This is a genomic window from Mesorhizobium sp. M0028, assembly GCF_040323855.1.
Lineage (GTDB): Bacteria > Pseudomonadota > Alphaproteobacteria > Rhizobiales > Rhizobiaceae > Mesorhizobium.
In genome coordinates this window covers 36,826-56,962 of record NZ_JAMYVG010000008.1, presented here as the reverse complement: position 1 = coordinate 56,962, position 20,137 = coordinate 36,826, and the positions used below count along the sequence as shown (strand labels likewise).

17 protein-coding genes are annotated in these 20,137 nt (G+C 63.6%); 10 read left to right on the top strand and 7 right to left on the bottom strand.

Features of this window, described 5'->3' with window-relative positions; genetic code table 11:
• The first annotated feature begins 9 nt into the window (after positions 1 to 9).
• The 3 genes from NKJ93_RS16945 to NKJ93_RS16935 all read left to right on the top strand — a co-directional run bounded on the left by NKJ93_RS16945 (position 10) and on the right by NKJ93_RS16935 (position 3,665).
• A complete protein-coding gene (locus NKJ93_RS16945) occupies positions 10 to 1,527 on the top strand; it encodes a zinc-binding dehydrogenase (RefSeq protein WP_352590283.1) in 1,518 nt (505 codons plus the stop codon).
• Positions 1,528 to 1,613: 86 nt separating this feature from the next.
• Positions 1,614 to 2,723 carry a carbohydrate kinase gene (locus NKJ93_RS16940; protein ID WP_023716713.1) on the top strand — a complete coding sequence of 370 codons (1,110 nt, stop codon included), beginning with the start codon at positions 1,614 to 1,616 and terminating at the stop codon, positions 2,721 to 2,723.
• A gap of 12 nt (positions 2,724 to 2,735) precedes the next feature.
• Positions 2,736 to 3,665: a pseudouridine-5'-phosphate glycosidase gene (locus NKJ93_RS16935; RefSeq protein ID WP_352494031.1), complete on the top strand. Its 930-nt coding sequence runs from the start codon at positions 2,736 to 2,738 to the stop codon at positions 3,663 to 3,665.
• A 35-nt stretch (positions 3,666 to 3,700) separates the two neighbouring features.
• On the opposite strand, the gene NKJ93_RS16930 is transcribed toward NKJ93_RS16935, so the two are convergent.
• The 7 genes from NKJ93_RS16930 to NKJ93_RS16900 form a co-directional block, all read right to left on the bottom strand.
• Entirely contained in the window at positions 3,701 to 5,116 is a 1,416-nt protein-coding gene (locus NKJ93_RS16930) for an FAD-binding oxidoreductase (RefSeq protein WP_352590280.1), read from the bottom strand.
• Positions 5,117 to 5,199: 83 nt separating this feature from the next.
• Positions 5,200 to 6,480 (bottom strand): amylo-alpha-1,6-glucosidase, encoded by a 1,281-nt coding sequence (locus tag NKJ93_RS16925; protein ID WP_023716716.1) that lies wholly within the window; start codon positions 6,478 to 6,480, stop codon positions 5,200 to 5,202.
• 37 nt (positions 6,481 to 6,517) lie between these two features.
• Positions 6,518 to 7,558, bottom strand: coding sequence for an ABC transporter ATP-binding protein (locus tag NKJ93_RS16920; protein ID WP_352482714.1), 1,041 nt, complete (start codon positions 7,556 to 7,558; stop codon positions 6,518 to 6,520).
• Between the two features lie 21 nt (positions 7,559 to 7,579).
• Entirely contained in the window at positions 7,580 to 8,419 is an 840-nt protein-coding gene (locus NKJ93_RS16915) for a carbohydrate ABC transporter permease (RefSeq protein ID WP_352493961.1), read from the bottom strand.
• Positions 8,416 to 9,261, bottom strand: coding sequence for a carbohydrate ABC transporter permease (locus NKJ93_RS16910; RefSeq protein ID WP_023716719.1), 846 nt, complete (start codon positions 9,259 to 9,261; stop codon positions 8,416 to 8,418). The genes NKJ93_RS16915 and NKJ93_RS16910 overlap by 4 nt, the downstream gene beginning before the upstream one ends.
• A 76-nt stretch (positions 9,262 to 9,337) precedes the next feature.
• Positions 9,338 to 10,606, bottom strand: coding sequence for an ABC transporter substrate-binding protein (locus tag NKJ93_RS16905; RefSeq protein ID WP_031193325.1), 1,269 nt, complete (start codon positions 10,604 to 10,606; stop codon positions 9,338 to 9,340).
• Between the two features lie 38 nt (positions 10,607 to 10,644).
• Positions 10,645 to 11,688 carry a LacI family DNA-binding transcriptional regulator gene (locus NKJ93_RS16900; RefSeq protein ID WP_023716721.1) on the bottom strand — a complete coding sequence of 348 codons (1,044 nt, stop codon included), beginning with the start codon at positions 11,686 to 11,688 and terminating at the stop codon, positions 10,645 to 10,647.
• Positions 11,689 to 11,915: 227 nt separating this feature from the next.
• Here NKJ93_RS16900 and NKJ93_RS16895 point away from each other — a divergent pair, with 227 nt between their 5' ends.
• The 7 genes from NKJ93_RS16895 to NKJ93_RS16865 all read left to right on the top strand — a co-directional run bounded on the left by NKJ93_RS16895 (position 11,916) and on the right by NKJ93_RS16865 (position 20,130).
• Positions 11,916 to 12,890 (top strand): sugar-binding transcriptional regulator, encoded by a 975-nt coding sequence (locus tag NKJ93_RS16895; RefSeq protein WP_023716722.1) that lies wholly within the window; start codon positions 11,916 to 11,918, stop codon positions 12,888 to 12,890.
• A gap of 44 nt (positions 12,891 to 12,934) precedes the next feature.
• On the top strand, positions 12,935 to 14,380 hold the full coding sequence (locus NKJ93_RS16890) for an ABC transporter substrate-binding protein (RefSeq protein WP_352590277.1): 1,446 nt from the start codon (positions 12,935 to 12,937) through the stop codon (positions 14,378 to 14,380).
• A gap of 153 nt (positions 14,381 to 14,533) precedes the next feature.
• On the top strand, positions 14,534 to 15,457 hold the full coding sequence (locus NKJ93_RS16885) for a carbohydrate ABC transporter permease (protein ID WP_023716724.1): 924 nt from the start codon (positions 14,534 to 14,536) through the stop codon (positions 15,455 to 15,457).
• Between the two features lie 9 nt (positions 15,458 to 15,466).
• Entirely contained in the window at positions 15,467 to 16,324 is an 858-nt protein-coding gene (locus NKJ93_RS16880; protein WP_023676025.1) for a carbohydrate ABC transporter permease, read from the top strand.
• Positions 16,325 to 16,328: 4 nt separating this feature from the next.
• Positions 16,329 to 17,447: an ABC transporter ATP-binding protein gene (locus tag NKJ93_RS16875; protein WP_023716726.1), complete on the top strand. Its 1,119-nt coding sequence runs from the start codon at positions 16,329 to 16,331 to the stop codon at positions 17,445 to 17,447.
• The gene (locus NKJ93_RS16870) at positions 17,444 to 18,568 is read left to right on the top strand and encodes an ABC transporter ATP-binding protein (RefSeq protein WP_023716727.1); all 1,125 of its coding nucleotides are present in this window, start codon (positions 17,444 to 17,446) and stop codon (positions 18,566 to 18,568) included. The genes NKJ93_RS16875 and NKJ93_RS16870 overlap by 4 nt, the downstream gene beginning before the upstream one ends.
• Positions 18,568 to 20,130, top strand: coding sequence for an FGGY-family carbohydrate kinase (locus NKJ93_RS16865; RefSeq protein ID WP_352590275.1), 1,563 nt, complete (start codon positions 18,568 to 18,570; stop codon positions 20,128 to 20,130). Before NKJ93_RS16870 ends, NKJ93_RS16865 begins: the two co-directional genes overlap by 1 nt.
• Positions 20,131 to 20,137: the final 7 nt, after the last annotated feature.

The following is a 20,137-nucleotide window of genomic DNA, read 5'->3' as shown; positions in this document are numbered from 1 at the left end:
ATTCCCGCGATGGTTCAAGTCCGCCAGAGCACCATCATCGATGCGCCGATCGATGATGTCTGGTCGATTCTGCGCGATTTCAACGGCCATGAACGCTGGCACCCGGCGATCTCGTTCAGCGAAATCGAAGGTGGCGACCCGGTCGACGCGGTCGGTTCGGTTCGTCGTTTCCGCCTGGCCGATGGCGGCGAGTTGCGCGAACAGCTGCTGGCGCTGTCCGACAAGGACTTTCGGCTCGCCTATTGCCTGCTCGAAGCGCCGCTGCCGCTGATGGGTTATGTCGCATCGATCCAGCTGAAGCCGGTGACCGACGGCAACGCGACCTTCTGGGAATGGCGTTCCGAATTCCATCCACCTACGCACCGCCGCGACGAACTGGTCAAGCTCGTCTCCGAAGGCATTTATCAGGCCGGCTTCGCGGCGATCCGTAGCCTTTTGCGAGGAAGGGTTCTGACTGCCAAGGCAAGAGCGCCGACGCCGGCACCTCCGTCAGCCCCGCCGCTGATCCCTTCGCCGGTCTCTTCCGCAACAACATCGTTCGGCCAGTCAGCAACAACCAGGGCTATTGTGGTCGAGCGCTATGGCGGTCCGGAGGTGCTGCAACTCAAGGAGATCGGCTTGCCGCCGCCGGCGCCGAACGAGGTGCGGATCCGCCATACTGTGATCGGCGTCAACTTCATCGACGTCTATTGCCGCACCGGCTATTTCGACCTTTTGCAACCACCGGGCGTGCCTGGCATGGAGGCGGCCGGCGTCGTCGAAGCGGTCGGTTCGGAGATTGCCGGTTTCTCGGTCGGCGACCGCATCGCCTATGCCTGCCCGCCGGTCGGCGCTTATACCGAGCGGCGCAACATGGTGCCCGATCTGCTGGTTCGCCTGTCCGACGATATTCCCGACGAGATTGCGGCCGCGGGGCTGCTCAAGGGCATCAGTGCGAGTTTTTTGCTGCATGATATCCATGCGGTGCAGCCGGGCTCCGTCGTTCTCGTCCATGCCGGCGCCGGCGGCATCGGCCAGCTTCTGGTGCAATGGGCACGCCATCTCGGCGCAACGGTCATTGCAACGGTGTCGAGCGACGACAAGGCGCGCATCGTCGAACGCCTCGGTGCCCATCATGTCATCGTCTACTCGCGTGAGAATTTCACTGAGGCCGTCATGCGGCTGACGGGAGGCGTCGGCGCCGATGTGGTCTACGATGCGGTCGGCCAGGATACGTTCGGCGGCTCGCTGGCGGCGCTCCGCATTCGCGGTCACCTCGTCAGTTTCGGTCAGGCGTCAGGGCCGATCGGCAATTGGGACATCGGCCGCTTTGCATCGAAGTCGATCACCATATCGCGTCCCAACTATGCGCATTACACCGACACGCCGGAAAAACTAGCCCCGCACGTCGAGCGTTTCTTTGCCGCGCTGCGACAGGGCGTCGTCAGGATCGAAGCGCCCAAGCGCTATAACCTATCCGACGCCGGCGAGGCTCACCGCGACCTTGAGGCCAGGCGGACAACAGGCGCATTGGTGCTGGTGCCGTAGCCGACACTCGGTCGAAAACAGATGTTGACAATGTCATCTGTTGTTGCGAAAGCGTTCAGCCTCGAATTTGACGGCCGGGCGGGACAATGGACGACCTTGGAGCACAGGAACAAGCGGTTCTCGACCTCATTGCGGCGAACCCGTTCGCCGGCCAGCAGGACATAGCAACGGCGCTCGGCATCGCCCGCTCGACGGTCGCGGCCCACATCGTGCAACTCGTCAACAAGGGCTACATTCTCGGCCGTGGTTACGTCTTGCCGACGTCCAAGCGCATGGTCTGCGTCGGCGGCGCGGTGCTCGACCGCAAATACCACGCCAAGAAGGATCTGATTTTCGAGACGTCGAACCCGGTCGACGGCTATCGCAGCTTCGGCGGGGTCGCCCGCAACGTCGCCGAAAACCTTGCCCGCCTCGGCGTCGACATAAGCTTCGTCTCGATCGTCGGCGACGATGAAACCGGCCGCTCGCTGGTGCGGCACCTGCGCGATCTTGGCGCTGATGTCAGCCAGGTCATCACCACCACGGAACGGCCGACGGCCGAATATGCGGCGATCCTCGACCGCAACAATGATCTCGTGCTCGGCATTGCCGACATGGAGATCTTCGATCTGTTTTCGTCGTCCTATCTCGACCGCTTCTGGCCGCATCTGGCTTCGGCGACATGGGTGTTCATCGACTGCAATCTGCCGGCTTCGACCATCGCAGCACTGATCTCGCGCAAGCAGGGCGCGCGCTTCAAGCTCGCCGTCGACACGGTCTCGTCGCCGAAATCAGCGCGGCCGCCGAAGGACCTGACCGGCATCGACCTTCTTTTCACCAACCATGACGAGGCCAATACGATGCTCGGCATAACGGATGCCGACAAGCGGCTGACGCCGGAGGAAGCAGCAGCAGCGCTGCGCGCGGCCGGCGCCAGCGCGGTGATCGTAACCGCAGGCGCGCATGGATTTGCCGTTGCGACTGAGAGCGGTGTGACGACCATGCACTCCGTCCCGGCCCAGCCCGTCGACATCACCGGCGCCGGTGACGCGATGATCGCCGGCACTCTGTACAAGGTGCTTTCGGGTGATCCGGTCGCTCATGCCGCGCGCACCGGCGCGCTGCTCGCCACGCTGACCACCGAGAGCGAATCGAGCGTCCACCCCGATCTGTCGCCGCGCTTCCTTGCCGCCGGCACGTACCGCATTCCTGCCTGAAAGCGAGATGATATGAAACCTTCCCTTGTCCACTTGAACGATGAAGTCGCTGCTGCGCTTGATAAAGGCCGCGCGGTGGTGGCGCTGGAATCGACGATCATCACCCACGGCATGCCCTATCCGGCCAATCTGGAGACTGCTCGTGGTGTCGAGACCGTGGTGCGTGAAAACGGCGCTGTGCCCGCCACGATCGCGGTGGTCGCCGGCAAGATCAAGGTTGGCCTCGACGACCGTGAACTGGAAGAGCTGGCAGCGGCAAAGGGCGTGGTCAAGGCTTCCGGGCGCGATCTCGCCGCCATCATGGTGCACGGCGGCTCGGCCGGAACCACCGTCTCGGCGACGATGCGGATCGCGGCACTCGCCGGCATCGGCATTTTTGCGACCGGCGGCGTCGGCGGCGTGCATCGCGGCGCCGAAGCGACTTTCGACATCTCGGCCGACCTGACCGAACTCGGCCAAACCGGCACGACTGTCGTCTGCGCCGGAGTCAAGTCGATCCTCGATATTGCGAAGACGCTGGAATATCTGGAAACCCAGCGTGTGCCGGTGATCGCCTATGGGAGTGATGATTTTCCGGCTTTCTACACCCGCTCCAGCGGGCTCAAGGCCGATCATCGCCTCGATACCCCCGACGAGATCGCGCGAGCCATGCTGCTGCATGACGAGATGGAATCCGGCACCGGCATTCTCGTCGCCAACCCTATCCCCGAAGCGGACGCGCTCGATCCGGCATTCATCGACGGCACGATCGCAGCGGCGGTAGCCGAAGCGGAGCAGCGCGGCATCGGGCGCAAGGAACTGACGCCGTTTCTGCTCGCCCGCATCAACGAGCTTTCGCAAGGCCGCAGCCTGAAGGCCAACATCGCGCTGGTCCGCAACAACGCCGCGCTCGCCGCCCGCATCGCGGTGGTGCATGCGAAATTGAAAGGCGTGACCAGATAGAGGCAGCACCCGGCCAGCGCTACCGGCCTTCGATTTCAGCCCGTCGCAAGGTCGAAGATGCGCCCGGCATTGAGGATGTTGTTCGGGTCGAAGGCTGCTTTCAGGCGCCGCATGGCCGCAATCTCTGCATCGCTGCGCACCAGATGCAGCCACTCCTTCTTGTCAAGGCCGATGCCATGTTCGGCCGAAACGCCGCCGCCGGCGGCGGCCACACCGCGGTAGACGGTGCCGTATGCGGCTGCCGGATCCACCGTGCGGATCTGGTAATGCAGATTGCCATCGCCGAGATGGCCGAAGACGTAGATGTCGGCGCCGGGGTCGACGGCCTTGATGGCGGCTTCTGTTTCGTCCAGGAAAGTCGCCATTCTCGCCAGTGGGATGCTGATATCGACGCCAATCAGGCCTGCCATCGAAAACAGGAAACGGTTGGCCTCCTCCCGCACCGCCCAGAGCGCCCGGAATTCGCGCGGCGATTGCGAGACGACCACGTCGTCGATCACGCCCTCCTCGACCGCCTGCATCAGCGTCGCGGCAAAGCGTTCGCCGTCGCGGTCGGGCTCGCTGCCCTGTATCTCGGCAAGCACATAGACGGGCGAGCCCGCGGGCAGCGGCGCCGGCGCGTCCATGCCGGCGATCATGGCGCCATAGAGCGGGGCGAAATTCACCTCATAGGCCGAGAGCGAGGGCCCGAGTTTCTGCCTGAGCAGCGCCAGCAGCGCGATTGCAGCGTCGAGCGAAGCAAGCGCGCAGAAGGCGTTGATCTCGGTGGCCGGCTTCGGGTGCAGCCGCAGGCATGCGCGGGTGACCACGCCGAGCGTGCCCTCACTGCCGATGAACAATTGGCTGAGGTCATAGCCGGAATTGTCCTTCGCCAAACCCTTGAGCGAGGTCAGGATGCCGCCGTCGGCAAGCACCGCTTCCAGGCCAAGCACCTGCGCCCGGTACATGCCGTAGCGCAGCACGCGGATGCCGCCGGCATTGGTGGCGACATTACCGCCGACGGTCGCCGCGCCGCGCGCTCCGATGTCGACGCCGAACAGTAAGCCGGCCGCATCGGCGGCTTCCTGCACCGTTTGCAGCGGCGCGCCGGCCTCGGCGATGATGGTTGCCGCTTCACGGTCGAGGGCTTCAACGGAAGTCATACACTCCAGCGACAGCACCGCTTCGCCGGGTTGGACGCGAGCGCCGCCGGCGAGCCCGGTCCGGCCACCCTGGATGACAAGCCTCTGTCCGGCCTCGTTGCACAGGCGAAGTATGTCCGACACCTCGCCGGCCGTACGTGGACGCAGCACGAACTCCGGCGATACGCCGGCTTTGCCGTCGGGGTCTTCCCTGCAACGCGGCCCGGCCTCATCGGCCGAAACGATCGCCGACCGGTCCAGCCGCTTCTCCAGCCGCGACAGGAGTTCGCCGGTCAGTGGGGACAGAGCGCTCACGGATGGTGTCGTCATGCGCCGCTCCTGTAACAGGCAGGACGATAGACACGGACTGCTGTTTGTCAAACCCACGCGGGACTGCCAGTCGTGGCCGGCCTTCAGCCTCGACCCTTCAAAAACTCGATCACCATTGCCGCGGTCCAGGTGAAACGGTTACCGCCGAGCGGCTCGCCGCTGAGGGGATCGTAATATTCGGCAAAGCCGCTCTCGGCGATCAGGTCGAGACTGGACTGGGTGATCCGTTGTGCGATTTGGCTGTGGCCGGCGGCGGCAAGGCCATTAGCGATCATGTAGTTGACCACCAGCCAGACCGGGCCGCGCCAGTAGCGCTTGGCGTCGAAGCGCGCATCGCCAGGATCGTGCGAGGGGACGATGTAACGCGCTTTGCCGGCGATGCGCTCGATCGTTGCGGCGATGGCCGCTGCCCGGCTTTCCGGAATAGCCGAAAACACCGGCAGAATGCCGCCGACCGACGCGCTGTCAACGTGCTTTCCGGCCACTCGGTCGAAACAAATGTACTGGCTATGTGTGTCGCTCCACAGCCGTTCCATCGTCGAAAGCCCGTTTTCGGCACGGGCGCGGTTGGCTTTTGCGATTTCGGTTTCGCCAAGTGCCTCGGCGAGATCGGCAAGATCGGCGGCGGAACGGATCAGAATGGCATTGAAGCCGGGATCGACGACCTGGAACGGCGAGGCATCGTGCAGCCTGGCATTATCCCAGCCAAGCCCGCGGAAATGCTGCAGCAGCCAGATATAGCGGTCATACTGTGCCTTGGTTGGACGATGCGCCGGATCGGCGTGCAGGATGTCGCGGCGGGTGTAGGGCTCGACGCCTTCGGTCGGCACGTGCTCAAACGCCTCGTCCCAGTCGATCGAGTTGTCGCGACCGGACTCCCATGGGTGGATTATGGCGACCAGCCCTTCGCCGTTCGGGTCGCGGTTTTCGTAGAACCAGCGGTGCCAGGCATCGATTTTCGGCAGCAACACCCGGGCACGCTCGGCCGCCAGCGTCTTGTCCTTGGCCTGGTCAAACAAGCGGCGCACGGCAAAGCCGGCGACCGCCGGCTGGGTGATGCCCGAGGTGGCGGTCGGGCGGTCCGTCCGCCAGACCTCCGGTCCCGGGAAATAGCCGTCGCTCCAGACATGGAAGACGATGTGCGGTACCATGCCGTCCGGCCACTGGTGGGCGAACAGCGTGTCGATCTCGGTCCAGGCTCGAGCCTCATCGTAGTGGGCAAGACCGAGCGCGGTCAGGCAGGAATCCCAGTTCCACTGGAACGGGTAGAGGCCCTTGGTCGGTATGGTGTAGGTGCCTTGGTCGTTTTCCCTGAGCACCTCTACGGCGCGGGCGATGGTTTCGTCGACAGCAAGAGATATCATGGGGCGGTCGTACTTTCAGGATCGAAGGGCGTTTGGATCAAAGCGCGTTGGTGGTTTCGGGGTCGAACCAGCGGATGCGGTCGGGTTTGGGCAAGAGCCGCAGGTGATCGCCGACGGCGACCGTGGCATTCGATTCGAGGATGGCGCGGAACAGGCCGCCCTCGACATCGCAGGTGACCAGCGTGTGCGGTCCGAGCGGCTCGACAACGCGCACGGTGGCGTGCAGCCCTTCGGTGCCGGTGTCGACATCCTCGGGGCGAATGGCGAATTCTATCGTCTGCTTGTCCGATTTGGGGCCGGGCAGCGTCAGCCCGGCGACGGTCCAGCTGCCGTCTGCCGCCTTCGTCGCCAGGATGAAATTCATCGGCGGGTTGCCGATGAAGGAGCCGACGAAGCGTGCGGCCGGATTGCGATAGACCTCTACCGGCGAGGCGGCCTGGACGATATGGCCCTGATGCATGACGGCGATGCGGTCGGCGAGGCTCATCGCCTCGACCTGATCGTGAGTGACATAGATGGTGGTGGTCTTGGACGCGGCGAGCACGCCCTTGAGCTCGGCGCGCATTTCGAGCCGCAGCAGCGCATCGAGGTTCGACAGCGGCTCGTCCATCAGGATCACGTCCGGCTCCATCGCAAGTGCCCGAGCGACTGCCACGCGCTGGCGCTGGCCGCCGGAAAGCTGGCCCGAATAGCGCTTCAAAAGCTGCTCGATGTGCATGAGCTCCGCGGTGCGGTTGACGCGCCCCTCGACCTCCTGCTGCGGCAGCTTCTTCATGCGCAGGCCGAAGGCGATGTTCTCGAACACGGTCAGGTGCGGAAACACGGCGTAATTCTGGAACACCATGGCGATGCCGCGTTCGCGCGGCGGCAGATGGTCGACGCGACGGCCGCCGATCCAGACCTCGCCCTGGCTTGGCGTTTCCAGCCCGGCGACCATCCTCAGCAGCGTGGTCTTGCCGCAACCCGAGGCGCCAAGCAGCACCATGAATTCCTGGTCGGCGATGGTCAGGTCGATCGAATGCAGCGCGGTGAAGCCACCGAAACGTTTTGCGACCTGCTTGATGGCGATCTCAGCCATCGGCGTTCTCTTTTGTGCGCGTCATCGGTTGGCGATCCCCCACATGGCGAACAGATATTTGCGAACGGCGAAGATGAAGATCAGCGCCGGGATGACCAGTGCCGCGCCACCGGCGAATTTGAGGTAGAGCGGCGATTCGCCGAGGCTCTGCAGCAGGAAGGCGGTCAGCGTCCGGTTCTCGATGGTGAGCACGGCGGCGGCAAACACTTCGTTCCAGGAGATGGTGAAGGCAAATACCGCCGACGCCGCGATGCCCGGCAGCGCCAGCGGTAGAATGATTTTTCGGAATGCCTGCAATCTCGTGCAGCCGAGCGTCCAGGCCGCTTCCTCCAGCTCGACTGGAATGCCGGAGAAGAGCGAGAACGTGATCAGCACCGCGAATGGCAGCGCCAGCGTGGTGTGGACCAGCGCCAGCCCGATCGCGGTGTCGTCGAGGCCGGTGCGGATGAACATCACCGCCAGCGGTAGCGCCAGCAGCGGCAGTGGGAAGGCGCGGGTCATCAGCACGAGGAAACGGAACGTTTCCTTGCCCGGGAATTCGAAGCGCGACAGCGCGTAGCCCGCGGGTGCGCCGAAGCCGATCGAGAGGAGCATCGTCAGCGTGGCGACGAGAACGGAGTTCCACAGCGCCCTGGCGACGCCGGCGAAATTGATGAAGAAAGAAAGGCTGCCGAAATCGAATGACGGGAAGAAGCGCTTGGGAAAGGCGGTCACCTCTTCCGGCGACGACAGCGCGTTGACGATCAACAGATAGATCGGCAGCAGCACCCAGATGCAAAGCAGGATGACGGTGGCGACCAGCAACCAGTTGCCGGCTTTGCGGGCCTCAGGCGCGGCGATCGACAGCTCCACCGTGCTCATATCCGCGCCTCCTTCGGCACACGCAGCACCCGCAGGAAGAACAGCGTGAAACCGATCGATATGGCGAGGATGAACAGCGCCATGGCGGCGGCGACATTGCGGTCCTGCAGCGTGAACTGCCAATTGTAGGTCTCGCCCATCAGCACCGGCAGATTGGTGCCGCCGAGTGCTGCAACCACCGCAAAGACCTCAAAGGCAAGGATGACGCGCAGGATGATCGCCGTCTGCAGGCTGGGGCGCAGCAGAGGCAGCGTGATCTTGATGAAGCGCTTCCACGGACTAGCGCCAAAAACCTCCGCCGCCTCGTAATATTCCCGGGGGATGAGCCCCATGCCGGCGACCAGAATGACCATCATGATGGCGGTCGCACGCCAGATCTCGGCCAGCGCCACGGCGATGAAGATCGTCAGCTTGCTCTGGTAGCCGAGGAACATGACCGGCCTGTCGATGACGCCGAGATTGGAGAGCAAGGTGTTGAGGAAGCCGGACTGGTCGAAGATGGCGAGCCAGATCAGCCCAGCGGCGAGATCGGAGATGCCGAGCGGAATAGCGAAGATATAAAGCGCGGCGCTGCGCCCGGCCGCAAGTCGCGACACCATCGTTGCCATCAGCAGCGCCATGACCAGCTGGATGGGCACGACGACGGCGCTGAGAAGCAGCGTGTTGCGAACCGTGACCGGAAATTTCCAGCTGCTGGTCATGGTGCGGAAATTGTCGAGCGTAAAGCCGCCGTCGCGGGTGAACGCCTCGAAGGCGACCAGCGCAAACGGATAGAGGAAGAAGACGCAAAGGAACAGCGTCGCCGGCGTCAGCAGCAGATAGGGCAGGGCCTTGCCGTGCATGGAGCTCTCTCTATTCGAAGCTTCAAAAGGGGTGGGCGCCCGGCGCGCTGGAAATCCGGACGCCCGGGGAGGATTCTTAATCGACGGGACAGGCGCCTTGCGATGGTTTGTCGGGCGCCCAGCACGGCGCTTTCGCCTGGTCGATGATCGCCTTCAGCGCCGTCGCCTGTTCGTCGAGCACGCCGTGCACATCCTCGCCGCCGAGCACGATGCGCTCGAAGCTGTCGGTGTAGATCTGATTGAACTTGCCGCCGAGGCCGCCAAGTCCCATCGGCAGCAGCGCCGGCAGCGCATCCGGGGCTCCGGTCATGGTGGCGATCACTGGGCTGAAGGCCTTCACCGAGGCCGGCATGTCGTCGGGCAGCTTGACGTCGACGATGGGGAAGAAGTTTGTCGCCTTGAGCGTCGCGATCTGGGTTTCCGGTTTCAGCATATAGGCGACCAGTGCCTTGGCCTTGTCCATGTCGGGCGAGGTCTTCGGGATAGCGACGCCGGCGACCACCGGCATGTAGCCGCGGCCTGCCGGGCCGGCCGGCGCCGGGAAGGCGACGAAGTCATCGGGTTTCTGGTTGAAGGCGTCGGCGAGGCGCGCCACGTGATCGAATGCCACCCAGACTTCGCCGGTCAACAGCGGCTCCTGCATGAAGGCATAGTTGGTCGAATTCGGGTTGGTGTATTGCCACAATTCCTTGAACTTGTTCCACGCCGTCTCGGCCTCCGCCGAGCGGAACTTGGTCACCATCGAGCCGGTATACGATGGAAGGAGAAAACCCTCGAAGAAACGGTGCTTCAGCCCTTTCGGGCCGGCCGGAAAACCGAATTTGGGCGAACCGGTCTTTTCAGCGATGTTTTTCGCCCACTCGATCAGTTGGTCATAAGTGATGGTGTTGAGATCGGTGCCGGCCGGCAGATATTGCAGCGCCTGCTTGCTGGCCGCCATCAGAAAGGTGGCCTGCATCCATGGCAGGTACTTCTGCTCGCCGGTGCCGAGCATGCCGAGCTTCTTGTAGGTCTCGTTGACCTTGACGCCACCGAGATCGACGCCAGAGAGATCGACAAGGTCCGCGCCGACGGTGGAGAAGTCTCCGTGCAGGCCGCCGAGCACGCCTATGGTGCCGGAGCCGGCCTGCAGTTCGGCCTGAAGGCGGGTGAGCCAAGGCCCGTCCTCGGCGACCTGATAGTCGACCTGGCCATCAAACCCCTTCAGCACCTCGCCGCGCATTTTTTGCGTCTCTTCCACAGGTCGCGCCTGTGTCGACCAGAACAACACCTGCTGGGCTTGCGCTGCACCGGCAGCGAGCGACAGCGCCAGCACGGCGCCGGCCAATATCCGCAAAGCATTCATCGTCATCTTCCTCCCTGGGTTGCGCCGCGAAGCGGGCGTCAGTTCTGTCTTGTGGGTGCCGGGCCATGGCTTGCCCGCGAGACAAGTGTCGGCCGGACCAGCCGCGTCAGTGGCGCGTCCGGCCTGTTGCCGATGACGGTCAGCAGCATCTCGCCGATCTCGCGCGCGCACTGGCGGATCGAGGCGTCGAAAGTGGTTAGCCCCGGCGGCGCATAGGCTGAGGCGGCTATGTTGTCGAAGCCGATCACCGAAAGGTCGCGAGGAATGGCAAGGCCGGCTCGGGCAGCCTCTTCCATCACCGTCAGCGCCAGCTCGTCGAACAGCGCGACAATGGCCGTCGGCCGCTCGGTGGCGTGCAGCAGCCGGTTGATTGCCTGGATGCGGGCACCGCGATCGAACCGCGGTGCCGTCGCCACATCGAGCCTGACCGACGGATCGCCTCGGCGGGCGATCGCGGCAGCGAGCCCATCCTGCCTGAGATGGCGAAACGTCATCGGCTCGGAAATCGTCACCAGGCCGAAATGGCGGTGTCCGAGATCGTAGAGCATGTCGAAGGCCTCGCCGAATGCGTGCGCGCCATCGGTATCGAGCCAATGATAGGCAAAGTCACCGTCGAGCAGCCGGCCATGCGCGACGAACGGAAAATTGCGTTGACGCAGGTAGGCAAGCCGCTCGTCGACCTCGGCGATGCGGGTGACGACGACCCCATCGGCGCGTCCGGATTCGACAACATGGCGAAGCACGGAAAGTTCCGACTGGCCCTGCGCCGCTGCGGCCAGGATCAGGTCGGAGCCGTGCGAAACCAACCCTTCGCCGAGCCCGGTGACGAATTCGCCGAGGAAGGAATCGACCAGATTGGGGCCACGGATCGGCAGCACCATGCCGACAAAACCGCTGCGGCCGGAGACTAGCGTGCGGGCTGCCGTGTTCGGCACATAGCCGGCCTGGCGCGCGGCCTCGGTGACACGTTGGCGCGTTTTCAATGCGATCTGCTCGTGGCCGGCAAGGGCGCGCGAAACGGTGGTGATCGACAGGCCGAGCTGTGCGGCTAGTTCCTTGAGGGTGGTAACGCGGCCCGGCATCGTTCCTCTCGAACGAAGTTTGAAACGTTTGTAATCAGTCCAAGCGAAATTGCAAACGTTTTAAATGCGCGCGATCGGTGTTGCTTCTTGCCCGTTGGTTCGCGCGGCCCTGTTCGGCCCCGGGCCGGCAAGCTTCCGGACGGAGATTTAAACGCAGCGGTTGCTTGACTCGGACGGCGCCTTGTGAAAAATTTTACAGCAACTGATAAAAATATCAAAGGGCGGAAATGGTTGGTTTTGGCAACGGCCTGCTGCGCGACGATGAGACCGGGATGGCAGCCCGCGCTGCCTGGCTTCACTATGCCGGCGGCCTGACCCAGTCGGAAGTCGCCAAGCGGCTCGGCCTGACCAGCCTCAAGGCGCACCGCCTCATCACCAAGGCCAATCAGGAGGGCCTGGTCAAAGTCTATATCGATGGCGAAGTCTCAGAATGCGTGGAACTCGAGGACGAGTTATCCGGCCGTTACGGCCTCGACTATTGCGAGGTGGTCCCGGACTTCGATGCCGAAGACCTGCCGCTCAAGGCGCTCGGCATTGCCGGCGCGCAGTTTCTCAAGCGCGAGATCGAACGCGGCGAGGAGGCGCTGATAGGCGTCGGCCACGGCCGCACGCTTGCCGCCTGCGTCGAATATCTGCCGCGCATATCGGCCGGCAGGATCCGTTTCGTTTCGCTGCTTGGCGGCCTGACGCGCAAGTTCTCCGCCAATCCGCATGACGTCATCCACCGCGTCGCCGAACGGACCGGCGCGGAGGCCTATGTGATGCCGGTGCCGATGTTCGCCAACACGGTCGAGGATCGAACGGTGCTGCTCGGGCAGAAGGGCGTCAGCGATGTCTTCGACCTCGCCAAGACCGCCGACTTGCTCATTGCCGGCATTGGCACCGCCGAGCGTGAGGCCTCGCTTGTCGCCACCGGCATGATCGAAAAGGGCGAGATGGAGGAGATCCGCCGCAACGGCGGCGTCGGCGAACTGCTCGGCCATTTCTTCGACGATGCCGGAAAGGCCGTCGCGACGACGCTTTCCGACCGGGCGCTGGCACTGGCGCGCGAAGACATCAGCAACCGCAGGATTGTCGCCGTCGCCGGCGGCAAGGTGAAGGTTCGCGCCATCAAGTCAGTGCTGGAGGGCCGCTATCTCAAAGGCCTGATAACCGACGAGCGGACGGCGCGATCGCTCGTGGAACAGACGCCGGTCGGGTAGCCGGCAACCATTTCGTTGAAACTACCCTGTGGAGGAGAAGAGAAATGCATGAGAAAGAGAAAGACCTCATCGACGCGTTCCTGCGTGGACAAGTCGGCCGCCGTGGGCTGATCAAGGGCCTCGGTGCAATGGGCCTTGCCGCCAGCACCGCCGGTACACTGCTCAATTTCGGGCAGACCCGCGCCCTGGCAGCTGATTTCGACTGGCAGGCGCATAAGGGCAAGACCATCAAGCTGCTGCTCAACAAGCATCCGTACGCCGATGCGATGATTGCCAACCTCGACAACTTCAAGAAGCTGACCGGCATGGAAGTCGTCTATGACGTGTTCCCCGAAGACGTCTATTTCGACAAGGTTACCGCCGCGCTGTCGGCCAGCTCGCCCGAATACGATGCCTTCATGACCGGCGCCTACATGACCTGGACCTACGGCCCGGCCGGCTGGATCACCGATCTCAACGAATGGATCAAGGATCCGGCCAAGACCAACCCGAAATATGCCTGGGACGACTTCCTGCCCGGCGTCAAGAATTCTTGCGCCTGGAACGGCCAGCCGGGCGGCGCGCTCGGTTCGGAAGACGCCAAGCAATGGTGCATTCCGTGGGGCTTCGAGCAGAACAACATCACCTACAACAAGGGCATGTTCGACAAGGTCGGCGTCAGCGTTCCCGGCAATATGGATGAAATGGTCGCTACGGCGGCGAAGCTTACCAAGGATGTTGGTGGCGGCGTCTACGGCATCGGCGTGCGCGGCTCGCGCTCCTGGGCAACGATCCACCCGGGCTTCCTGTCGGCTTACGCTAATTTCGACCAGAAGGACCTGAACGTCTCGGCTGACGGCAAGCTGTCGGCCGCGATGAGCACCGCCGAATCCAAGGCTTTCCACAAGCAGTGGGTGCAGATGATCCAGGAGAGCGGCCCCAAGGACTGGTCGACCTACACCTGGTATCAGGTCGGCACCGATCTCGGTGCAGGTGCGTCGGCGATGATTTTCGACGCCGATATCCTCGGCTATTTCATGAATGGCGGCGACAACAAGATGGCCGGCAAGCTCGCCTTTTCGGCGTTCAAGGCCAACCCGGCCGCCAAGGCGCCGACGCCCAATATCTGGATCTGGTCGCTGTCGATGTCCAACTTCTCGAAGGACAAGGACGCCACTTGGTACTTCATGCAATGGGCATCCGGACCCGAGCATGCATTGTTCGGTGCGACCAAGATGGACTTCGTCAATCCGGTTCGTCAGTCGGTCTGGAACGACGAGATGTTCCGCGAGAAGCTGAACAAGAGCTATCCGGGCTACGTCGAGATGTTCGACGTCTCGGCGCCGGGCGCCAGCATCAAGTTCACACCGCAGCCGCTGTTCTTCGATCTCACCACCGAATGGGCGGCGACGCTGCAGAAGATGGTGGCCAAGGAAGTGCCGGTCGACGAAGGCCTCGACAGGTTGGCCGAGAGCATCAACAGCCAGCTCAAGGAAGCCGGGCTCGGCTAAAGCCGCGGCCAAGGCTGGCCCGTCCGCGGGTCAGCCTTTGAGATGTGATACGTTTGCGACGCGGTGCCGAGCGGTACCGCCTGCTCGCCCGACCGGCCGCCTTGCTCCCTTGGGCGGCCGGGACGGCGAAGCAACAGAATGACGGAGCAGCAGATGACTGCGGCGACAATACAAAGAAACAGGCCGTCGGGCTTCAGGATCAGCAAGCGGGTGCTGCCCTATCTCCTTAGCTTGCCGGCCTTGCTGGTCTGCATCGGCATCCTGATCCCGTTCTTCACATCGGTGGTCTATTCTTTCCAGCGCTACCGATTGAGCCAGCCTTGGGCGCGGCAATTCAACTGGGGCGACAACTATATCTCGTTCTTCACCGACCCGAAGTTCTGGAACACGCTGCAGGTGTCGCTGCTCTACGCCGGCATCACCGTCGTGCTCGAGTTGCTTCTCGGTCTCGGCATCGCCATGCTGCTGCAAAAGCGCTCGACGCTGAACAACTTCATCTCGATCATGCTGTTGATGCCGCTGATGACGGCGCCAGCGCTCGCCGCGCTGATGTGGAAGCTGATGACCAATCCCGGCTTTGGCGTGCTCAGCTATCTCGCCAGCCTGATCGGGCTGCAGGATTTCCGCTGGGCCTCGTCGCCCTCGACGGCACTGCTCACCGTCGTGCTTGTCGACATCTGGGTCTACACGCCCTTCATCATGATCCTGCTGCTTGCCGGTCTGCGCAGCCTGCCGACGCAGCCCTTCGAGGCGGCAGCACTTGACGGCGTGCCGCGCAGCTTCGTGTTCTTCCGCATCACCCTGCCGATGCTAACCCCCTATATCCTGACGGCGACATTGTTCCGCCTGCTCGATTCCATCCAGCAGTTCGACATCATCTACGCCATGACCCAGGGTGGTCCGGGCGACACGCTGACCGTGTTCCAGGTCGAGGCCTATCTCAACTTCTTCCAGTCGACCAATGTCGGCCGCTCGGCGGCGCTGATGATCATCCTGTGGGCGATCACCTATTTCCTCTCGAACATCTTCATCAAGAACTGGCTGCGGCTGCGCGAACGCGCCCGCGGCCAGGCATAGGAGGCTGGCATGGAACATACCTCCCTTCTCGAACGCATCCTGCGCGGCATAGCCCTGGCGCTGGTCGTGATCTTCTTCATGTTCCCGATCGTCTGGATCCTGATGATGTCATTCCAGACCAACGAGACAATCCTGCGGATTCCGCCACAGCTTGTCTTCGAGCCGACGCTCGCCAACTACACCGCCTTGATCACCGGCAAGCTGATGACGGCGGCCGGCACGCTCGACATCGCCTTCATGCGCAATCTCTGGAATTCCGTCTTCCTGTCGGTCACCTCGGTTGCCGTCGCGTTGCTGCTCGGCGTGCCGGCCGCCTATGCGTTTGCGCGGCATAAGTTTCGCGGCTCGGAGGACATTGCCTTCACGCTGCTGTCGTTCCGTTTCGCGCCGGCGCTGCTGGTGCTTTTGCCGCTCACCCTCTATTTCCAGAAGCTCGGGCTGGCCAATACCTATATCGGGCTGATCTGGGTCTACCAGCTGATCTGCCTGCCGCTGATCCTGTGGATCGTGCGCGGCTATTTCGAGGATATACCGGCCGACATCGAATACGCCTACCGCATTGCCGGACATTCCTGGTTTGCTACCTTCCGCAAGATCGCGCTGCCGCTCGCCGGCCCAGGCATTGCCGCTGCCGGCCTGCTCGCCTTTATCTTTGCCTGGAACAATTTCGTTTTTGCGCTGGTGCTCGCCTCGGCCGACAAGCAGCCGGTGACGGTCGGCGCGCTCGCCTTCATCACGTCCTCCGGCATCCAGTATGGCCAGATTTCGGCGGCGATCGTGCTGTCGATCACGCCGACCCTGGCGCTCGCTCTCTATGCGCAACGCTATCTGGTCGAAGGCCTGTCGCTTGGCGCGGTGAAAGGATAGTCCGATGGCAAGCCTCGAACTGCGAAACATCGTCAAGCGCTATAAAAGCCAGACCGTTCTCGACAATCTGTCGCTGACCGTCGCCGACGGCGAAACGCTGGTCCTGTTCGGACCGTCCGGCGCCGGCAAGACGGTGCTGTTGCGGCTGGTGGCCGGGGTCATCGACCCCGACGAGGGAAAGATCCTCATCGGCGGCGAGGACATGACCGATCTCGACGCCGAGTTCCGCGGCGTCGGCATGGCATTCCAGAACTTCGCGCTGTTCCCGCATATGACGGCGTTCGACAACATAGCCACGCCTCTGCAGGCGAAGCACTCATCGCAGGGCACGATAAAGACCGGCGTCGAGAGCGTCGCTAAGCTGTTGAAAATCGGCCATGTGCTCAGCCACAAGCCGCGGGCGCTGTCCAACGGCCAGAAGCAACGCACCGCGCTTGCCCGCGCGTTGGTCGGCTCGCCGCCGCTGCTGCTGCTCGATGATCCCTTGCGCAACGTCGATGCCAAATTGCGCTTCGAAATGCGCCTCGAGCTGCCAAGACTGCTCGCCGATCGTGGCGCGACCGTCATCTACGTCACCCAAGACTACAAGGAAGCGATGGCGCTCGGCGACCGCATCGCGGTGATGTCGCAAGGCGTCGTCAAACAGCTCGGCACGCCCGAGCAGATCTATCGCGAGCCGGCCAATGTCGAGATTGCCCGGCTGTTCGGCGACCCGACCATCAACCTTCTGGACGTCAAGCCGTCGCGGGACGCCAAGGGCATCTATGTCGGCCTGTCCAACGTCCAGGTCCATCTTGCCGGCGCGCATGAGGCGGCGGTCGGCCGTGATTGCGTGATCGGCCTGCGGCCGGAGGCTCTGGCGTTTGTTGATGAAGGCACGCCCGGCGCCATCCCGGTGACGGTCGAGGCTGAGACGCCGCTCAACGAGAAGATCGTCACCCTGGCGCGAACCGTGCGCGGCCGTGAAATCTTGGTCTCGCGTCCGTCCGGGACACCTGGCCAATCCGAGGGCAGGGCGCATATAGCCGTCGACAGCAAAAGCGCCCTGCTGTTCGATCGCGCGAGCGGCGAGCGCATTGGCTCGAAAAACGTCGTCAATTTGCGCAGTGGAGAAGCGGCATGAGCCCAAGCGCAATCACCCTCTCAGGCGTCGACAAGTTCTACGGTCCGATCGACCGCGGTGTGCATGCGGTCAAGAACCTGACGATGGAAATCGCCAAGGGCGAGATCGTGGCGCTGCTCGGCTCGTCCGGTTGCGGCAAGACCTCGACATTGCGTATGATCGCAGGCTTCGAAGAGGTCTCGCGCGGCACCATCGCGGTTGCCGGCCGCAAGGTGCACACGTTGCCGCCGGTCAGGCGCAACGTCGCAATGGCCTTCGAGGGCTATTCGCTCTATCCGCCCCTGACCGTGCGCGAGAACATGGCCTTCGCCCTCAAGGCGGCCAGGCTGGCGAAGAGTGCCGTCGATGCAAAGGTTGCCAACATCGCCAAGCTGCTCGAGATCGAGGACATTCTCGAGCGCTATCCGAGCTCGATCTCCGGTGGCCAGCAGCAGCGCGCCAGCCTCGGCCGGGCGCTGATCCGCGAGGCCGACCTGCATCTGCTGGACGAGCCGATGGGCCAGCTCGAGCCGCAGCTTCGCGCCGTGCTGCGCGGCCGCATCAAGCATTTCATCAAGGAGCGTGGCCTGACCGCGATCCTGGTCACGCACGACCAGACCGAGGCCAATGCGCTGGCCGATCGCATCGCCGTCATGGAGGGCGGCGTGCTGCAGCAGTTCGATACGCCTGACAGGCTCAAGGAGCGGCCGGCAAACCTGTTCACCGGCACCTTCGTCGGCGAGCCGCCGATGAATGTCTTCGAGGCCTATGTCGGCACGGCTGCCGACAAGATCAGTCTCAAGCTGCCCGACGGGCTTTCGCTCGACTACGACAAGGACGCGTTCAGCGGCCCAGTTCGCGATGAATTGCTCAACCGGCAACGCGTCGTCATCGGTGTCAGGCCCTATGCCGTCCGCCGTTCCAAGGACGGTGTGCCGGCCACGGTTTCGGCCAATCAATGGCTCGGCGACCAGACCCATATCGCCGCCGACTTCGCCGGCGGCTCGCTGGTTCTGGTCGAACATGACCGGACTCGCCTGGAACTCGGGGCGCCTATCAAGGTCAGCATCGATCCAAAAAACCTGCACGTCTTCGATCAGGCGAGCGGCGACGCCATTTCGCACGGCACGGAGCTTGCCTGATGCGGGATGTGCTGATCGGCATCGACGCCGGCACGTCTGTTATCAAATCCGTCGCCTTCGACACGGCGGGCAGGCAGATCGCGGCAGCCGCGCTGCCGAACAGATACGAGACACTGCCGGGTGGCGGCGCCGAGCAGGACCTAGTCCGCACCTGGGCCGATACCGCGACGACCTTGCGCCAACTGGCCGACAAGGTGCCGGATCTCGCCAGCCGGACCATTGCCATCGCCGTGACCGGGCAGGGCGACGGCACCTGGCTGATCGACAAGGATGGCGAGCCGGTGGCCAAGGGCTGGCTGTGGCTCGACGCGCGCGCTGCCGCCGTCGTCGAGGAGATCCGCGGGCGGCCCGAAGACCGGCTGCGCTTCGAAAAGACCGGCAGCGGGCTCGCTGCCTGCCAGCAGGGATCGCAGTTCGTCTTCATGAAGCGCCACATGCCCGCGATGCTTGCCAATGCAGCGACGGCGTTCCACTGCAAGGACTGGCTTTATTTCAAGTTGACCGGCCAACGCGCCACCGACCCGTCCGAAGGCACCTTCACCTTCGGCGACTTCCGCACGCGCGGCTATTGCGACGATGTGCTTGAGGTGCTCGGCGTCACCGATCTCAGGCATCTGCTGCCGCCCATCGTCGATGGCACCAGGCAAAGCACCTCGCTGTCGGCGGCAGCAGCCGATGCGACCGGCCTGCTCGCCGGCACGCCCGTCGTTCTGGCCTATGTCGATGTCGCCTGCACGGCGCTCGGCGCCGGCCTGTTCGATCGCGAGCGCAAGCCGGGATGCTCGATCATCGGCTCCACCGGCATGCATATGCGGCTTGCCGAGACGCCGGACGAGGTTCTGCTCAACGAAGCTGCAACCGGCTACACGATGACCATGCCGGCACCGGGCGTATTTGCGCAGATGCAGTCGAACATGGCGGCAACGCTCAACATCGACTGGGTCCTCGGCCTCGCCTCCGGCATTCTCGCCTCGCAAGGCATCACGCGGACCAATGGCGAGATGATCGCGCTGGTCGACCAGTGGATATCGTCGTCCGAGCCAGGCTCGCTGCTCTACCAGCCCTATGTCTCCGAGGCGGGCGAGCGCGGCCCGTTCGTCGATGCCAATGCCAGGGCCGGTTTCGTCGGCATTTCGTCCAGGCACGGCTATGCCGACATGGTTCGTGCGGTGTTCGAAGGGCTGGCTTTCGCGGCACGCGATTGCTACGCCGCCATGGGGCCGCTGCCCAAGGAAATCCGCCTGACTGGTGGAGCGGCCAGGAGCCCGGCTCTGCGCAAGATCCTGGGTGCTGCGATCGGCGCCGACATTCGCACCAGCGAGCGCGAGGAGGCCGGTGCTGCGGGCGCCGCGATGATTGCTGCGGTTTGCGTTGGCCAGTACGCATCGATGGACGATTGCGTCAGTGAATGGGTCACACCTTTGCTCCGTGCGGCCGAGCCAAGCGATCGTAACCTTGCCGCTGCCTATGAGGCGATGGCTCCGTCCTACACATTGGCGCATGAGGCGCTGCGGCCGGTCTGGCGTTCGATGGCCGCGTCCAGGCAAACTGACGTGAATTGAGAAGAGC

What these genes read in the sequence shown, in the direction of transcription:
- NKJ93_RS16945 (WP_352590283.1), top strand. Translation starts at nt 10, where the DNA reads ATGGTTCAAGTCCGCCAGAGCACCATCATCGATGCGCCGATCGATGAT.
- NKJ93_RS16940 (WP_023716713.1), top strand. Translation starts at nt 1,614, where the DNA reads ATGGACGACCTTGGAGCACAGGAACAAGCGGTTCTCGACCTCATTGCG.
- NKJ93_RS16935 (WP_352494031.1), top strand. Translation starts at nt 2,736, where the DNA reads ATGAAACCTTCCCTTGTCCACTTGAACGATGAAGTCGCTGCTGCGCTT.
- NKJ93_RS16930 (WP_352590280.1), bottom strand. Translation starts at nt 5,116, where the DNA reads ATGACGACACCATCCGTGAGCGCTCTGTCCCCACTGACCGGCGAACTC.
- NKJ93_RS16925 (WP_023716716.1), bottom strand. Translation starts at nt 6,480, where the DNA reads ATGATATCTCTTGCTGTCGACGAAACCATCGCCCGCGCCGTAGAGGTG.
- NKJ93_RS16920 (WP_352482714.1), bottom strand. Translation starts at nt 7,558, where the DNA reads ATGGCTGAGATCGCCATCAAGCAGGTCGCAAAACGTTTCGGTGGCTTC.
- NKJ93_RS16915 (WP_352493961.1), bottom strand. Translation starts at nt 8,419, where the DNA reads ATGAGCACGGTGGAGCTGTCGATCGCCGCGCCTGAGGCCCGCAAAGCC.
- NKJ93_RS16910 (WP_023716719.1), bottom strand. Translation starts at nt 9,261, where the DNA reads ATGCACGGCAAGGCCCTGCCCTATCTGCTGCTGACGCCGGCGACGCTG.
- NKJ93_RS16905 (WP_031193325.1), bottom strand. Translation starts at nt 10,606, where the DNA reads ATGAATGCTTTGCGGATATTGGCCGGCGCCGTGCTGGCGCTGTCGCTC.
- NKJ93_RS16900 (WP_023716721.1), bottom strand. Translation starts at nt 11,688, where the DNA reads ATGCCGGGCCGCGTTACCACCCTCAAGGAACTAGCCGCACAGCTCGGC.
- NKJ93_RS16895 (WP_023716722.1), top strand. Translation starts at nt 11,916, where the DNA reads ATGGTTGGTTTTGGCAACGGCCTGCTGCGCGACGATGAGACCGGGATG.
- NKJ93_RS16890 (WP_352590277.1), top strand. Translation starts at nt 12,935, where the DNA reads ATGCATGAGAAAGAGAAAGACCTCATCGACGCGTTCCTGCGTGGACAA.
- NKJ93_RS16885 (WP_023716724.1), top strand. Translation starts at nt 14,534, where the DNA reads ATGACTGCGGCGACAATACAAAGAAACAGGCCGTCGGGCTTCAGGATC.
- NKJ93_RS16880 (WP_023676025.1), top strand. Translation starts at nt 15,467, where the DNA reads ATGGAACATACCTCCCTTCTCGAACGCATCCTGCGCGGCATAGCCCTG.
- NKJ93_RS16875 (WP_023716726.1), top strand. Translation starts at nt 16,329, where the DNA reads ATGGCAAGCCTCGAACTGCGAAACATCGTCAAGCGCTATAAAAGCCAG.
- NKJ93_RS16870 (WP_023716727.1), top strand. Translation starts at nt 17,444, where the DNA reads ATGAGCCCAAGCGCAATCACCCTCTCAGGCGTCGACAAGTTCTACGGT.
- NKJ93_RS16865 (WP_352590275.1), top strand. Translation starts at nt 18,568, where the DNA reads ATGCGGGATGTGCTGATCGGCATCGACGCCGGCACGTCTGTTATCAAA.